This is a genomic window from Niallia sp. 01092 (genome assembly GCF_052318935.1).
In the GTDB taxonomy this organism is placed as follows: Bacteria; Bacillota; Bacilli; order Bacillales; family Cytobacillaceae; genus Niallia.
Map to the genome: position 1 here is coordinate 19,663 of NZ_JBQRKO010000026.1, position 17,133 is coordinate 36,795.

A 17,133-nucleotide genomic window follows, 5' to 3' on the forward strand; every position below is an offset into this window, starting at 1 on the left:
ATAAAAAACAAGGAGGAACAATATAATGTCTAAAGAACAAATCTTAGAAGCAGTAAAAGCAATGACTGTTTTAGAATTAAACGACTTAGTAAAAGCTATTGAAGAAGAATTTGGTGTAACTGCTGCAGCTCCTGTAGCTGTTGCTGGTGCTGCTGGCGGAGAAGCTGCAGCTGAAAAAACTGAGTTTGATGTAGTTCTTGCATCTGCTGGAGATCAAAAAATCAAAGTTATCAAAGTTGTACGTGAAATCACAGGTCTTGGTCTTAAAGAAGCAAAAGAACTTGTTGACAACACTCCAAAAGCTGTTAAAGAAGGAGCTTCTAAAGAAGAAGCTGAAGAAATCAAAGCTAAACTTGAAGAAGTTGGAGCTAACGTTGAAGTTAAGTAATGTTAGTTAAAAAAAGCTCGCTATATAAGCGGGCTTTTTTTCCCTTAAAGTGTGTGTTCAAAAAGGTTGGGAATCAACGAAGAGATTCGCAAGTTTGTGTTCCCGAACTTTTTGAACAACCTCTTATAGGAATTACTTCAAAAAAGTAAAATCCTCAATGGTTCTTCCGATATAATGCTCCCGTGGAGGTGGTCAGTTGTGACAGAACATTATTATTCCCGTACACAAAATGTAAGCAGTGATCCGAATTATTGGGATTACATGTTAAAAGGCAATAAATTTCGCTTTAAAACAGATAATGGCGTTTTTTCTAAAAAAGAAGTTGATTTTGGTTCGAAGCTATTAATCGAAACATATGAATATTCAACCGTTGCAGGAGATATATTGGATGTTGGATGTGGATATGGACCGATAGGACTTTCTATAGCCAAAAATGCTGAAAATAAAATGGTTCATATGGTGGATGTTAATGTAAGAGCGATACAGCTTGCAACGGAAAATGCTTCTGCTAATCATATAAAAAATGTTAAAATTTATGAAAGTGATAGACTTTTGCAAGTGGAAAGCAAAATGTTTGCATCTATATTAACGAACCCGCCGATACGTGCAGGAAAAAAAGTTGTTCATGATATTTTCGAACAAAGTTATGAACATTTGGTTGATGGTGGAGACCTTTGGGTAGTGATTCAGAAAAAGCAGGGAGCTCCTTCTGCGATAGCAAAGTTAGAGCAATTATTTCATGATGTAGAAATCGTTGAAAAGAAAAAAGGTTATTTTATAATAAGAGCAAAAAAGATTGACTAGTCCGAATCGTTGTGATAGCATTGTATAATGCCAATATATTATTTTTTCTGATTGGTATCATTTTATACAACTAGTGTATAAAATTGGATTATTTCGGAAAAGCTAACAAAATAATACTAGAAATATGAAAAATGTGGTTTTTTGGATTGGAAAACCCTTTTTCTTTTTGTCTTATAAAAAGTAATAAACTGCTTTTATAAGATGTAAATAGATGTACTATAACGTTTGATTTGAGGGGTGAATCAGTTGACAGGTCAACTTGTTCAGTATGGACGACACCGCCAGCGAAGAAGCTATGCACGAATTAGTGAAGTTTTAGAATTACCAAATCTTATAGAAATCCAAACCTCTTCCTATCAATGGTTTCTAGATGAGGGATTGCGTGAGATGTTTCAGGATATTTCACCAATCGAAGACTTTACTGGCAACTTATCGCTTGAGTTTATTGATTACAGCTTAGGGGATCCAAAATATTCAGTAGAAGAATCAAAAGAACGAGATGTTACATACTCCGCGCCATTACGAGTTAAGGTTCGTCTTGTAAACAAAGAAACAGGAGAAGTAAAAGACCAAGATGTTTTCATGGGTGATTTCCCGCTTATGACTGAAACTGGTACATTTGTTATTAACGGAGCTGAACGTGTTATCGTTTCTCAGTTAGTACGTTCTCCAAGTGTGTACTATAATGGGAAATTAGATAAAAACGGGAAAAAAGGATTTACAGCGACTGTGATTCCAAACCGTGGAGCTTGGTTAGAATATGAAACCGATGCAAAGGATGTTGTTTACGTACGTATCGATCGTACTCGTAAACTGCCGGTAACGGTTCTTTTACGTGCTTTAGGATTTGGATCTGATCAAGAGATATTAGACTTGATTGGTGACAATGAGTATTTACGCAATACTTTAGAAAAAGATAATACAGAAGGAACGGAAAAGGCTCTATTAGAAATATATGAGCGTTTACGTCCTGGTGAGCCACCTACTGTCGAAAATGCAAAAAGCTTATTAGTTTCAAGATTTTTTGATCCTAAAAGATATGATCTTGCAAATGTAGGACGCTATAAAATTAATAAAAAACTTCATATAAAAAATAGATTGTTTGGTCAACGTCTAGCAGAGACGCTTGTAGATCCAGAAACAGGCGAAATAATTGCGGAAAAAGGTACGCTTTTAGATCGTCGTGCATTGGATCGCATCATACCGAACCTTGAAAATAACATCGGATTTAAAACATTAAGCCCATATGGCGGAGTATTAGAAGACGACGTTATTGTGCAATCTGTTAAAATTTATGCTCCTAATGATGAAGGGGAAAAAGAAATTAACGTAATTAGCAATGCATATGTAGAAGAAGCAGTGAAAAATATTTCTCCTGCAGATATTATTGCATCGATTAGTTATTTCTTTAACCTGTTACATGGTGTTGGTTTAACAGATGACATTGACCACTTAGGTAACAGACGTTTGCGTTCTGTTGGTGAATTACTGCAAAATCAGTTCCGTATTGGATTATCCAGAATGGAGCGTGTAGTTCGTGAAAGAATGTCTATCCAAGATACAAACACGATTACACCGCAGCAGTTAATTAACATCAGACCGGTTATCGCGTCAATTAAAGAGTTTTTCGGAAGCTCACAGTTATCTCAATTTATGGACCAGACAAATCCGCTTGCTGAGTTAACGCATAAGCGCCGTTTATCTGCATTAGGACCTGGTGGTTTAACAAGAGAACGTGCAGGGATGGAAGTTCGTGACGTTCACTACTCACATTACGGTCGTATGTGTCCTATTGAAACGCCAGAGGGACCAAACATCGGTTTGATTAACTCGTTATCATCTTTTGCAAAAGTAAATCGCTTTGGTTTTATTGAAACGCCATACCGCCGCGTAGATCCGGAAACAGGATTAGTTTCAAGCCGTATTGATTACTTGACTGCAGATGAGGAAGATAACTACGTAGTAGCACAAGCAAACGTACGTTTAGGTGATGATGGCGCTTTCCTTGATGAGGAAGTTGTTGCTCGTTTTAGAGGGGAAAATACTGTTGTCCGCCGTGATCGTGTAGACTATATGGATGTATCACCGAAGCAAGTAGTATCTGCTGCAACAGCATGTATTCCTTTCTTAGAAAACGATGACTCAAACCGTGCGTTAATGGGTGCGAACATGCAACGTCAAGCAGTACCGTTGATGCAGCCTGAAGCTCCAAGAGTAGGAACAGGAATGGAATATGTTTCTGGTAAAGACTCTGGTGCTGCTGTTATTTGTAAACATGATGGAATCGTTGAACATGTAGAAGCTCGTGAAGTTTGGGTTAGAAGAGTACAAGTGATTGATGGTCAAGAAGTTAAAGGCAACCTAGATAAATATAGAATGCTTAAGTTTATCCGTTCTAACCAAGGTACATGCTACAATCAACGTCCGATTGTTGCTGTTGGAAACAAAGTAACAAAAGGAGAAATCCTTGCTGACGGTCCATCTATGGAATTAGGTGAACTAGCTTTAGGAAGAAACGTGCTAGTAGCCTTTATGACATGGGATGGGTACAATTATGAAGATGCCATCATTATGAGTGAGCGTCTAGTAAAAGATGATGTTTATACATCTATTCATATTGAAGAATATGAATCAGAATCTCGCGATACAAAGCTTGGACCAGAAGAAATCACACGCGATATTCCAAATGTTGGGGAAGATGCTTTGCGTAACCTTGACGATCGAGGAATTATCCGTATTGGAGCAGAAGTAAAAGACGGAGACCTTCTTGTAGGAAAAGTAACGCCAAAAGGTGTAACAGAATTAACTGCAGAAGAACGTTTATTACATGCTATTTTCGGGGAAAAAGCACGTGAAGTTCGTGATACTAGTTTACGTGTTCCTCATGGCGGAGGCGGTATCGTTCATGATGTGAAAGTATTTAATCGTGAAGACGGAGACGAACTGCCACCAGGGGTGAATCAACTTGTGCGTGTGTACATTGTACAAAAGCGTAAAATTCACGAAGGCGATAAGATGGCTGGACGACATGGTAATAAAGGGGTAATTTCTCGTATTTTACCAGAAGAAGATATGCCGTATCTTCCAGATGGAACACCTGTAGATATCATGTTAAATCCTTTAGGGGTACCATCTCGTATGAATATCGGACAGGTGCTGGAGCTGCACCTTGGAATGGCTGCAAGAAGCTTAAATATCCATGTTGCTTCTCCTGTATTTGATGGAGCTAGGGAAGAAGATGTTTGGGAAACAATCAGAGAAGCTGGCATGGCACAAGATGCTAAAACAGTACTTTATGATGGACGTACAGGAGAGCCGTTTGATAACCGTGTATCTGTTGGTGTCATGTATATGATTAAACTGGCGCACATGGTTGATGATAAACTTCATGCTCGTTCTACTGGACCTTACTCTTTAGTAACACAACAGCCACTTGGCGGAAAAGCTCAGTTCGGTGGACAACGTTTTGGAGAGATGGAAGTTTGGGCTCTTGAAGCGTATGGAGCAGCATATACATTACAAGAAATTCTTACTGTTAAATCAGATGACGTTGTAGGTCGTGTGAAAACGTATGAAGCAATTGTAAAAGGTGAAAATGTTCCAGAGCCGGGAGTACCAGAATCATTCCGCGTACTGATGAAAGAACTTCAAAGCTTAGGATTAGATGTTAAAATTCTATCCAGCAACGAAGAAGAAATAGAAATGAGAGATACAGATGATGATGATGATATTCAACAAGCTGAATCTCTTACAATAGCACCTGATACACAAGAGCCTGAGTCAGAAAAAGTAGGCATTCAAGAGTAATTTCAAGTAACTAGATGAAGGCTGACACTAATGAAAAGGGTCAGCCTTCATAAGATATAAGTACTTATTCTTATTAAGTGGCAAGTATGGAATAGCCCGAAGATCAAAAGGGAGGTAGGACCCTTGTTGGATGTAAACAATTTTGAATTTATGAAAATAGGTCTTGCTTCACCAGATAAGATTCGCTCATGGTCATATGGTGAAGTAAAAAAACCAGAAACAATTAATTATCGAACATTAAAACCGGAAAAAGACGGCTTATTCTGCGAGCGTATTTTTGGTCCTACAAAAGACTGGGAATGTCATTGTGGAAAGTATAAACGTGTTCGTTACAAAGGTGTAGTTTGTGATCGATGTGGTGTAGAGGTGACGCGTGCAAAAGTACGTCGTGAACGCATGGGGCACATTGAACTAGCAGCACCTGTATCGCATATATGGTATTTTAAAGGAATTCCTAGCCGTATGGGGCTTGTTCTTGATATGTCTCCGCGTGCTTTAGAAGAAGTTATTTATTTTGCTTCTTATGTTGTAACCGATCCTGGTGATACAGCATTAGAAAAGAAACAACTTCTTTCAGAAAAAGAATACAGAGCATATCGTGATAAATATGGGATGAAATTCCAAGCTTCTATGGGAGCGGAATCAATTAAGAAATTACTTTCTGATATTGATTTAAATAAAGATGTAGAAGCGTTAAAAGAAGAGTTGAAAACAGCTCAAGGACAACGTCGTACTCGAGCAATTAAACGATTAGAAGTGTTAGAAGCATTCCGTGGTTCTGGCAATGAGCCGTCATGGATGATTTTAGATGTACTTCCCGTTATTCCACCAGAACTTCGTCCGATGGTTCAATTAGATGGTGGACGTTTTGCAACATCAGATTTGAATGATCTATACCGCCGTGTTATTAACCGTAATAACCGTTTAAAAAGATTGTTGGATCTAGGAGCTCCAAGCATTATCGTTCAAAACGAAAAACGCATGCTTCAAGAAGCAGTAGATGCGTTAATTGATAATGGTCGTCGTGGGCGTCCGGTTACAGGACCAGGTAATAGACCATTAAAATCCCTTTCCCATATGTTAAAAGGAAAACAAGGTCGTTTCCGTCAAAACTTACTAGGAAAACGTGTTGACTACTCTGGCCGTTCGGTTATCGTTGTAGGACCGAATTTAAAGATGTATCAATGTGGTTTACCAAGAGAAATGGCATTAGAGCTTTTTAAACCTTTCGTTATGAAAGAATTAGTGGAAAAAGGATTAGCACACAATATTAAGTCTGCTAAACGTAAAATTGAGCGAGTTCAACCTGAAGTTTGGGATGTATTAGAAGAGGTAATCAGAGAACACCCTGTATTGCTTAACCGTGCACCAACACTTCACAGATTAGGAATCCAGGCATTTGAGCCAACATTAGTAGAAGGTCGTGCAATTCGTCTTCATCCACTAGTGTGTACTGCTTATAATGCGGACTTTGATGGAGACCAAATGGCTGTTCACGTTCCGTTATCATCTGAAGCGCAGGCAGAAGCAAGATTATTAATGCTAGCTGCTCAAAATATCTTGAATCCTAAAGATGGAAAACCAGTTGTTACACCTTCACAGGATATGGTGTTAGGTAACTATTACCTAACTTTAGAAAGAGAAGGTGCTGTGGGAGAAGGTATGATCTTTAACGATACAAGTGAGGCAGTGTTGGCATATCAAAATGGTTATGTTCATTTACACACTCGTGTTGCTGTTCGTGCAAGTTCTTTAAATAACGAAACATTTACGGAAGAGCAAAACAACCAACTTTTATTAACAACAGTTGGAAAGTTAATATTTAATGAAATATTACCTAAATCTTTCCCGTACATTAATGAACCTACAAAGGCAAACCTTGAAGAGAAGACTCCGGAAAGATTCTTTGTTAAACAAGGAACAGATGTGCCTGCGATTATTAGGGAAATGCCAATTATTGACCCATTTAAAAAGAAAATTCTTGGGAATATCATTGCGGAAGTATTTAAACGATTCAAAATTACCGAAACATCTAAAATGCTTGATAGAATGAAAGATCTAGGATTTAGACATTCAACAAAAGCAGGTATTACTGTAGGGGTTGCAGATATCGTCGTTTTAGGTGAAAAACAAGAAATTATCGACGAAGCTCAAGGTAAAGTTGATAATGTATTAAAACAATTTAGACGTGGATTAATTACAGAAGAAGAGCGTTATGATAGAGTTATCTCTATTTGGAGTGCTGCTAAAGATGTAATTCAGGCTAAACTGATGAAATCACTTGATAAACGAAATCCAATCTTTATGATGAGTGACTCTGGTGCCCGTGGTAACGCATCTAACTTCACGCAGCTTGCGGGTATGCGTGGACTGATGGCCAACCCGGCTGGTAGAATTATTGAGTTGCCAATTATCTCAAGTTTCCGTGAAGGATTAACAGTATTAGAGTACTTTATCTCTACACATGGTGCCCGTAAAGGTCTTGCCGATACAGCACTTAAAACGGCTGACTCTGGATATCTGACTCGTCGACTAGTTGATGTTGCTCAAGATGTAATTGTCCGTGAAGATGATTGTGGAACAGATAGAGGTTTATTAGTAGCTGCTCTTAAAGAAGGAACTGAAATAATTGAACCGTTAGAAGAGCGTTTAATTGGTCGTTATGCAAGAAGAGCAATTAAGCATCCAGAAACGAATACAGTGATTGTTCCGGAAAATGGTCTAATTACAGAAGACCTTGCTGTAGAAGTAGTGGAAGCTAATATTGAAGAAGTATGGATTCGTTCTGCCTTTACATGTAACACTCGCCATGGTGTATGTAAAAAATGTTACGGTAGAAACTTAGCAACTGGTCAAGAGGTAGAAGTGGGAGAAGCAGTAGGTATTATTGCGGCACAATCTATCGGAGAACCAGGTACACAGTTAACGATGCGTACATTCCATACTGGTGGGGTTGCTGGAGACGATATTACACAAGGTTTACCTCGTATCCAAGAAATTTTCGAAGCTCGTAATCCAAAAGGGCAGGCGGTTATATCCGAGATTGCCGGTGTAGTAGTCGGAATTAACGAAGGCAGAGACCGTCAACATGAGATTACTATTCAAGGTGAACTAGAAACGAAAACATATACTGCACCGTACACAGGAAGATTAAAAGTTAAGCTTGACGATGTAGTAGAACAAGGTCAAGAACTAACAGAAGGTTCTATTGATCCTAAAGAATTGATTAAAGTGAAAAACGTAACTGCTGTTCAAGAGTATCTACTACGTGAAGTGCAGAAGGTATACCGCATGCAAGGGGTTGAAATCGGCGATAAACACGTTGAAGTAATGGTTCGTCAAATGCTTCGTAAAATACGTGTCGTAGATGCTGGGGAAACAGATGTATTACCTGGTACACTACTTGATATCCACCAATTTACAGATGCGAATGCTAAAGCGTTAAAAGCAGGAAAATTACCAGCGACAGGAAGACCTGTATTGTTAGGTATTACAAAAGCATCACTTGAAACAGATTCCTTCTTATCTGCAGCATCGTTCCAAGAAACTACAAGAGTTTTAACAGATGCAGCAATTAAAGGAAAACGTGATGAATTATTAGGATTAAAAGAAAATGTTATTATTGGTAAGCTAGTACCTGCGGGAACTGGTATGCCAAGATATCGACATGCAGAACCTATTACAGCAGAAGAGTCTTCGGAAGAGTCTGTTACTGTAGAGTAAATAATTGAATAAGGTCAAACCCCGCTGTCCAAACAAAGTAATAGACTTGAATAGCAGGGTTCTGACCTTTGCTTATCATTTCAGAAAAGCAATTAATTTTTTTCGTAAATTAATTGACATGAAGTTTTCTAGGTGTTAATATATCAGAGGTGCTCCTATTCACCTGTTGCTTTGGAGGATATGATATGTCTTATGATAAAGTATTACAGGCTAATAAATATGTAGTAGGAACAAAGCAAACGGTTAAAGCGTTAAAAGCAGGAAATGTAACGGAAGTTTTAGTTGCAAAAGATGCTGATCCAATTCTAATTGGAAAAGTAACAGATACAGCTAAACAAGTTCATGTTCCTATAATACTTGTTGATTCCATGATGAAGTTAGGCAAATCATGTGGTATAGAAGTAGGCGCAGCGACTGTAGCCATAATTAATTAAACTGTTTTTATGGAATTAACCATGAAAACTTTGTTTTTGCCCTAATATGAACCACCTGGATGTGTGGGCTTTAAACATAAAAGAAGGGAGGAAAAAGAAATGCCAACTATTAACCAATTAGTACGCAAGCCTCGTCAATCTGCACAAGAGAAGTCGAAGTCACCTGCGTTAAACAAAGGTTACAACAGTTTCAAAAAAACACAAACAAACGTATCTTCACCTCAAAAACGTGGTGTATGTACTCGTGTTGGTACAATGACACCAAAAAAACCGAACTCAGCGTTACGTAAATATGCTCGTGTACGTTTGACTAACGGTATTGAGGTAACAGCATACATTCCTGGTATCGGTCACAACCTACAAGAACATAGTGTTGTACTTATCCGTGGAGGACGTGTAAAAGACTTACCAGGGGTACGTTATCACATTGTTCGTGGTGCGCTTGATACAGCTGGTGTTAATAACCGTATGCAAGGACGTTCTAAATACGGAACAAAAAAACCAAAAGCAGCAAAAAAATAAATAAATCTTAAAACAGCATGATCGAAAGGAGGAAATCAAATGCCACGTAAAGGTCCTGTAGCAAAAAGAGACGTGTTACCAGATCCAATTTACAATTCAAAACTTGTATCTAAATTAATCAATAAAATGATGATCGATGGTAAGAGAGGTAAATCTCAAGCTATCCTATATTCAGCTTTTGAAATCGTAGCAGAACGTACTGGAAAAGATGCAATCGAAGTATTCGATCAAGCATTAAAGAACATTATGCCAGTACTTGAAGTTAAAGCCCGCCGTGTTGGTGGTTCAAACTATCAAGTTCCAGTGGAGGTTCGTCCAGATAGACGTACTACACTAGGTCTTCGCTGGTTAGTTAACTATTCTCGTCTTCGTGGAGAAAAAACGATGGAAGAAAGATTAGCTAACGAAATTTTAGATGCAGCTAACAATACTGGAGCATCTGTTAAAAAGCGTGAAGATACACACAAAATGGCTGAAGCAAACAAAGCGTTTGCTCACTATCGTTGGTAAGATAATCAATTTAAAAAAATACTTTCTTAATGGAAGGAGAAATACCAAATGGCTAGAGAGTTCTCCTTAGAAAACACTCGTAATATTGGTATCATGGCGCATATTGATGCTGGTAAAACGACAACAACTGAGCGTGTACTTTATTATACTGGTCGTATCCATAAAATTGGTGAAACTCATGAAGGTGCATCGCAAATGGACTGGATGGAGCAAGAACAAGAACGTGGTATCACGATTACATCTGCTGCAACAACAGCACAATGGGAAGGTCATCGTGTAAATATCATCGATACACCAGGACACGTAGACTTCACAGTTGAAGTTGAACGTTCTCTTCGTGTACTTGATGGTGCGGTTGCAGTTCTTGATGCTCAATCTGGTGTTGAACCTCAAACAGAAACTGTTTGGCGACAAGCAACAACTTATGGAGTTCCTCGTGTAGTTTTTGTTAATAAAATGGATAAAATAGGAGCAGACTTCCTATATTCATTAGGAACATTACACGATCGCTTACAAGCGAATGCACATGCAATTCAATTGCCAATCGGTGCTGAAGATCAATTCGAAGGCATTATTGACTTGGTAGAAATGAAAGCAACTTTCTATGGCAACGACTTAGGAACAGATATCCAAGAACGTGAAATTCCTGAAGAGTATAAAGAACTTGCTGAAGAATACCACGAGAAATTAGTGGAAGCTGTAGCAGAACTTGACGAAGACTTAATGGAAAAATATCTTGGTGGAGAAGAAATCACTACTGATGAATTAAAAGCTGCTATCCGTAAAGGTACAGTAAACGTTGAATTCTATCCAGTTATCTGTGGTTCTGCTTTCAAAAACAAAGGTGTTCAAAAAATGCTTGATGCAGTTATCGACTACTTACCATCTCCATTAGATGTACCATCAATCAAAGGTACTGTTCCTGATTCAGATGAAGTAATTGAAAAACATTCAAGTGATGAAGAACCATTTGCGGCACTTGCATTTAAGGTTATGACAGACCCATTCGTAGGTAAATTAACATTCTTCCGTGTATACTCTGGTACTTTGAGCTCTGGTTCATATGTACAAAACTCTACTAAAGGCAAACGTGAGCGCGTAGGTCGTATTCTACAAATGCACGCAAACAGCCGTCAAGAGATTTCAGAAGTACATGCTGGAGACATTGCAGCAGCGGTTGGATTAAAAGATACTACAACTGGAGATACTCTATGTGATGATAAGAACTTAGTAATCTTAGAATCAATGGAATTCCCAGAGCCGGTTATTGAGTTGTCAATTGAACCTAAATCAAAAGCTGACCAAGATAAAATGACTACAGCTCTACAAAAATTACAAGAAGAAGATCCAACATTCCGTGCGCATACTAACCAAGAAACTGGTCAAGTAATTATCGCTGGTATGGGTGAGCTTCACTTAGATATTCTTGTAGATCGTATGCGTCGTGAATTTAAGGTTGAAGCAAACGTTGGTGCACCACAGGTTGCATATCGTGAAACTTTCCGTGGTTCTGCAGCGGTAGAAGGTAAGTTCTCACGTCAATCTGGTGGACGAGGACAATATGGTCACGTTTGGATTGAATTCTCTCCAAACGAAGAAGGTAAAGGCTTCGAGTTCGAAAACGCAATCGTTGGTGGGGTTGTTCCACGTGAATATATCGCTCCAGTTCAAGCTGGTCTTGAAGATGCGTTAGAAAGAGGAGTACTTGCAGGCTACCCAATGGTAGACGTTAAAGCTAAATTATTTGATGGATCTTACCATGATGTTGACTCATCTGAAATGGCGTTTAAAATTGCCGCTTCAATGGCACTTAAAAACGCTGCTTCAAAATGTAACCCTGTAATTCTTGAACCTGTCATGAAGGTTGAAGTAATCATCCCAGAAGAGTACATGGGTGATATTATGGGTAATATTACTTCTCGTCGTGGACGTGTTGAAGGAATGGAAGCGCGCGGTAACGCTCAAGTAGTACGTGCTATGGTTCCACTTTCAGAAATGTTTGGTTACGCTACAAACTTACGTTCAAGCACACAAGGTCGCGGAGTATTCTCTATGACTTTTGACCACTACGAAGAAGTGCCAAAATCAATCTCTGAAGAGATCATCAAAAAAAATAAAGGGTAATTGTTGATTTTACCTTTTTAATCAAGTATAACTACTATGTAAGCAATAAAGCTGTGATGAAAATTCACAGCTCCAATACTTAATTTTCACAATTAAAAGGAGGATTTTCCTAATGGCAAAAGCTAAATACGATCGTTCAAAGCCACACGTAAATATCGGAACAATTGGTCACGTTGACCATGGTAAAACAACTTTAACAGCTGCTATCACAACTGTACTTTCTAAAGTAGGTGGAGGAGAAGCACGCGGTTATGATCAAATCGATGCTGCTCCAGAAGAGCGTGAGCGCGGTATCACAATTTCAACTGCACACGTTGAGTATGAAACAGCTACTCGTCACTATGCACACGTTGACTGCCCAGGACATGCTGACTATGTTAAAAACATGATCACTGGTGCTGCTCAAATGGACGGCGGTATCCTAGTTGTATCTGCAACTGATGGTCCAATGCCACAAACTCGTGAGCACATCCTATTATCTCGTCAGGTTGGTGTACCTCACTTAGTAGTATTCTTAAACAAATGTGATATGGTTGATGACGAAGAGTTATTAGAATTAGTAGAAATGGAAGTTCGTGACCTTCTTTCTGAATATGAGTTCCCTGGTGACGATATTCCAGTTGTTAAAGGTTCTGCTCTTAAAGCACTTGAAGGTGAAGCAGAATGGGAAGAAAAAATCAACGAGCTTATGGCTGCTGTAGATGAGTATATCCCAACTCCTGCACGTGATACTGAAAAACCATTCATGATGCCTGTTGAGGATGTATTCTCAATCACAGGACGTGGAACAGTTGCTACAGGACGTGTTGAGCGCGGACAAGTTAAAGTTGGTGACGTTGTTGACATCATCGGTTTAGCTGAAGAGAAAAAATCAACTACTGTAACAGGTGTTGAAATGTTCCGTAAATTACTTGATTATGCTGAAGCTGGAGATAACATTGGTGCACTTCTTCGTGGTGTTGCACGTGAAGATATCCAACGTGGTCAAGTATTAGCAAAACCAGGTACTATCACTCCTCACGTAAAGTTCAAAGCTGAAGTTTACGTATTATCAAAAGAAGAAGGTGGACGTCATACTCCATTCTTCACAAACTACCGTCCACAGTTCTACTTCCGTACAACTGATGTAACTGGTATTTGTAACTTACCTGAAGGCGTAGAAATGGTTATGCCTGGTGACAACATCGAAATGGATGTTGAACTAATTTCTTCTATCGCTATCGAAGAAGGTACTAAATTCTCTATCCGTGAGGGTGGACGTACTGTAGGTGCTGGCGTAGTTGCTACAATCGTTGAGTAATTAACTAGTTAATTTAAAAAAGCAAGCCAGTTGATCTGGCTTGCTTTTTTTCGTATAGGTGCAGTATATTCTCTCATAATTTGATATAAAAGATAAGGCTGTTTTCTCAAAGTTTGTTGTTTTTTACGTAAAAAATGGGAGAAGAAGTACTCAGCAGTCTGCATACACGTAGACTTCTGTGGGAATGCGAGAAAGACGAGACCCCGCAGGAGTGTATGCGACGAGGAGGCTCGACGCTCGCTAAACGGACGAAGTGTATTCAGGCTGCGAGTTTAAAAGCAACATTCTATATGAAAACACCCATAGATAAAAAAAGATCCACTCTCCTTTTAGGAGAAGTAGACAAAACACTGTAAGACTACCTTATACAAACTATTAAAAAACTCTTTCACCCACCACGAAAATTATTATAAGGAAAGCAACCTTATCATTAGTGTTCTAATTTTTCGACAATTCGCCAAAACCTTGAAAAATCTACTTTAACTATGTATAATAGTCTGAGTGTACAAAAACAAAAGAAAAATAATTTATACTATTGCTTTTCTTATTTAGTTTCTGTATAATAGACAATGTTGGTCTTTGACTGCGATGATGCAGAAGGTTGCTGACACACCCGGCCGCTTTGCCATGGCGAGTGTGTGGGAAATTTCTGCGGAGAATGTCTATTTTAAAATAGGCGAAAAGGAGGGAAAATAATGGCAAAACAAAAAATTCGTATCCGTTTAAAAGCGTATGATCATAAAATTTTAGATCAATCTGCTGAGAAAATCGTTGAAACTGCAAAACGTTCTGGTGCGGCTGTTTCTGGTCCGATTCCGTTACCGACAGAAAAGTCTGTATACACTATCTTACGTGCGGTTCATAAATATAAAGATTCTCGTGAGCAATTTGAAATGCGTACGCATAAACGTCTAATCGACATTGTTAATCCAACTCCACAAACAGTTGATTCCTTAATGCGTTTAGACTTACCATCAGGTGTAGATATAGAAATTAAATTATAATAACAATAAATATTAAGATTATCAGGAGGTGTGACTGAAATGACCAAAGGAATCTTAGGAAGAAAAATTGGTATGACTCAAGTATTTGCTGAGAACGGCAATCTTATCCCTGTAACAGTAGTGGAAGCTGCTCAAAACGTAGTGCTTCAAAAGAAAACTGTTGAAACAGACGGTTACGAATCTGTTCAGATCGGTTTTGAAGATAAACGTGAAAAGTTGGCTAACAAACCTGAAAAGGGTCATGTTGCGAAAGCAAACACTGCTCCTAAGCGCTTCGTTCGTGAATTGAGAGAAGTAAACTTAGATGAGTATGAAGTTGGTCAAGAAGTCAAAGTAGATGTATTCGCTGAAGGCGATGTTGTAGATGTAACAGGGATCTCTAAAGGGAAAGGTTTCCAAGGCTCTATTAAACGTCATGGACAATCACGTGGCCCAATGGCTCACGGTTCTCGTTATCATCGTCGCCCAGGTTCAATGGGACCTGTAGCACCAAACCGCGTATTTAAAGGTAAAGCATTACCAGGACGTATGGGTGGAGAACAAGTTACTGTTCAAAACTTAGAAATCGTAAAAGTAGATGTTGAACGCAACCTTCTATTAATTAAAGGAAATGTTCCAGGATCTAAAAAAGCTTTATTAAAAATTAAAACGGCGGTAAAAGCTAAGTAATTAAACCAGAAAGGAGGAAATAAGAATGCCTAAAGTTGCATTATTTAACCAAGACGGTACTCAAGCTGGAGATATCGAATTAAAAGATACAGTATTCGGTATCGAGCCTAACAACCATGTTTTATTCGAAGCAGTTGTTATGCAAAGAGCTTCTTTACGTCAAGGAACTCATAAAACTAAAATTCGTTCTGAGGTTGCTGGTGGTGGACGTAAACCATGGCGCCAAAAAGGTACAGGACGTGCTCGTCAAGGATCTATCAGATCTCCACAATGGCGTGGTGGTGGAACAGTTTTCGGACCAGTTCCTCGCAGCTATAGCTACAAACTTCCTAAAAAAGTTCGTAGATTAGCAATCAAATCTGCATTATCTACTAAAGTATTAGAAGAAAATATTTTAGTATTACAAAGCCTTGCTTTCGAAACACCAAAAACTAAAGATTTCAAAGGATTCCTAGGCAATCTTTCTGTTGATAAAAAAGCATTAATTGTTACAGCTGACCTAGATGAAAACGTAGCATTATCTGCACGCAACATCCAAGGTGTAACAGTAGTTACTGCTTCTGATATTACAGTTTTAGATGTTTTAAACCATGATAAATTAATCATAACTAAGCAAGCGGTTGAAAAAGTAGAGGAGGTGCTTGCATAATGGATGCACGCGAAACGATTAAGCGCCCCGTTATCACTGAACGTTCTACTGACTTAATGGCTGACAAAAAATATACGTTTGAAGTTGATGTAAGAGCTAACAAAACTCAAGTTAAAGATGCTGTAGAAGAAATCTTTGGCGTAGAAGTTGAAAAAGTTAACATCATGAACTACAAAGGTAAGTTCAAGCGTATGGGACGTTTCGGAGGATACACAAACAAACGTCGTAAAGCAATTGTGAAATTAACAGCAGACAGCAAAGAAATCGAATTCTTTGAAGCTTAAAATATAATAAAGAAGAGGAGGGAACACAATGGCGATTAAGAAGTATAAACCTACCTCTAATGGTCGACGCAACATGACATCTTCTGACTTTAGTGAAATCACTACAAGTACACCAGAAAAATCATTGCTTGCTCCTTTAACAAGAAAAGGCGGCCGTAATAACCAAGGTAAGTTAACAGTTCGTCATCAAGGTGGAGGTCATAAGCGTCAATATCGTATCATCGATTTTAAACGTGACAAAGATGGCATTCCAGGACGCGTTGCTACAATCGAGTACGATCCAAACAGATCTGCAAACATCGCGTTAATTAATTATGTAGACGGAGAAAAACGCTACATTCTTGCACCAAAAAATTTAGAAGTTGGAATAGAAGTAATGTCAGGACCTGAAGCAGATATTAAACCAGGTAATGCATTGCCACTAGCTAACATTCCAGTGGGTACAGTTATCCACAATATCGAATTAAAACCAGGAAAAGGCGGACAATTAGTTCGTTCAGCAGGTACTTCTGCACAAGTTCTTGGTAAAGAAGGTAAATACGTACTAGTACGTTTGAATTCTGGTGAAGTTCGTTTAATTCTTGCAACTTGCCGTGCATCAATCGGTCAAGTAGGTAATGAACAACACGAATTAATCAAAATCGGTAAAGCTGGTCGTTCTCGTTGGTTAGGCAAGCGCCCAACTGTTCGTGGATCTGTAATGAACCCTAATGACCATCCACACGGTGGTGGTGAAGGTCGTGCTCCAATCGGACGCAAATCACCTATGTCTCCATGGGGTAAACCAACTCTTGGATACAAAACTCGTAAGAAGAATAAGAAATCAGATAAATTTATTGTACGTAGCCGTAAAAAATAACGGGGTTGAACTACGGTTCATTGATAGAACCGTAGAACAATCACGAAGGGAGGTTC

General features: G+C 38.7%; 14 protein-coding genes. All 14 read left to right on the forward strand.

The genetic code is table 11. From position 1 onward, the window contains the following. Positions 1–25: 25 nt before the first annotated feature. Positions 26–388: a 50S ribosomal protein L7/L12 gene (gene rplL / locus ACTXGU_RS19265; protein WP_443483155.1), complete on the forward strand. Its 363-nt coding sequence runs from the start codon at positions 26–28 to the stop codon at positions 386–388. A 198-nt stretch (positions 389–586) separates the two neighbouring features. Continuing rightward, the gene (locus ACTXGU_RS19270; protein WP_443483156.1) at positions 587–1,192 is read left to right on the forward strand and encodes a class I SAM-dependent methyltransferase; all 606 of its coding nucleotides are present in this window, start codon (positions 587–589) and stop codon (positions 1,190–1,192) included. 246 nt (positions 1,193–1,438) lie between these two features. Further along, a complete protein-coding gene (gene rpoB / locus ACTXGU_RS19275) occupies positions 1,439–4,999 on the forward strand; it encodes a DNA-directed RNA polymerase subunit beta (RefSeq protein ID WP_443483157.1) in 3,561 nt (1,186 codons plus the stop codon). Between the two features lie 123 nt (positions 5,000–5,122). Then, entirely contained in the window at positions 5,123–8,722 is a 3,600-nt protein-coding gene (gene rpoC, locus ACTXGU_RS19280) for a DNA-directed RNA polymerase subunit beta' (RefSeq protein ID WP_443483158.1), read from the forward strand. A gap of 185 nt (positions 8,723–8,907) precedes the next feature. Next, positions 8,908–9,156, forward strand: coding sequence for a 50S ribosomal protein L7ae-like protein (locus ACTXGU_RS19285; RefSeq protein ID WP_443483159.1), 249 nt, complete (start codon positions 8,908–8,910; stop codon positions 9,154–9,156). Positions 9,157–9,255: 99 nt separating this feature from the next. Continuing rightward, positions 9,256–9,678, forward strand: a complete 423-nt coding sequence (gene rpsL / locus ACTXGU_RS19290) for a 30S ribosomal protein S12 (RefSeq protein WP_443483160.1) — start codon at positions 9,256–9,258, stop codon at positions 9,676–9,678. 39 nt (positions 9,679–9,717) lie between these two features. Continuing rightward, positions 9,718–10,188 (forward strand): 30S ribosomal protein S7, encoded by a 471-nt coding sequence (gene rpsG / locus ACTXGU_RS19295; RefSeq protein ID WP_443483161.1) that lies wholly within the window; start codon positions 9,718–9,720, stop codon positions 10,186–10,188. Between the two features lie 48 nt (positions 10,189–10,236). After that, positions 10,237–12,312, forward strand: coding sequence for an elongation factor G (gene fusA / locus ACTXGU_RS19300; protein WP_443483162.1), 2,076 nt, complete (start codon positions 10,237–10,239; stop codon positions 12,310–12,312). Positions 12,313–12,424: 112 nt separating this feature from the next. Further along, on the forward strand, positions 12,425–13,612 hold the full coding sequence (tuf, locus tag ACTXGU_RS19305; RefSeq protein ID WP_443483163.1) for an elongation factor Tu: 1,188 nt from the start codon (positions 12,425–12,427) through the stop codon (positions 13,610–13,612). A gap of 695 nt (positions 13,613–14,307) precedes the next feature. Then, on the forward strand, positions 14,308–14,616 hold the full coding sequence (gene rpsJ / locus ACTXGU_RS19310) for a 30S ribosomal protein S10 (RefSeq protein WP_443483164.1): 309 nt from the start codon (positions 14,308–14,310) through the stop codon (positions 14,614–14,616). 39 nt (positions 14,617–14,655) lie between these two features. Next, on the forward strand, positions 14,656–15,285 hold the full coding sequence (gene rplC / locus ACTXGU_RS19315; protein WP_443483165.1) for a 50S ribosomal protein L3: 630 nt from the start codon (positions 14,656–14,658) through the stop codon (positions 15,283–15,285). Positions 15,286–15,310: 25 nt separating this feature from the next. Continuing rightward, positions 15,311–15,934: a 50S ribosomal protein L4 gene (rplD, locus tag ACTXGU_RS19320; RefSeq protein WP_443483166.1), complete on the forward strand. Its 624-nt coding sequence runs from the start codon at positions 15,311–15,313 to the stop codon at positions 15,932–15,934. Further along, entirely contained in the window at positions 15,934–16,218 is a 285-nt protein-coding gene (gene rplW, locus ACTXGU_RS19325) for a 50S ribosomal protein L23 (protein ID WP_443483167.1), read from the forward strand. Before rplD ends, rplW begins: the two co-directional genes overlap by 1 nt. Before the next feature lie 28 nt (positions 16,219–16,246). After that, entirely contained in the window at positions 16,247–17,077 is an 831-nt protein-coding gene (gene rplB, locus ACTXGU_RS19330; RefSeq protein ID WP_443483168.1) for a 50S ribosomal protein L2, read from the forward strand. The last annotated feature ends 56 nt before the right edge of the window (positions 17,078–17,133 follow it).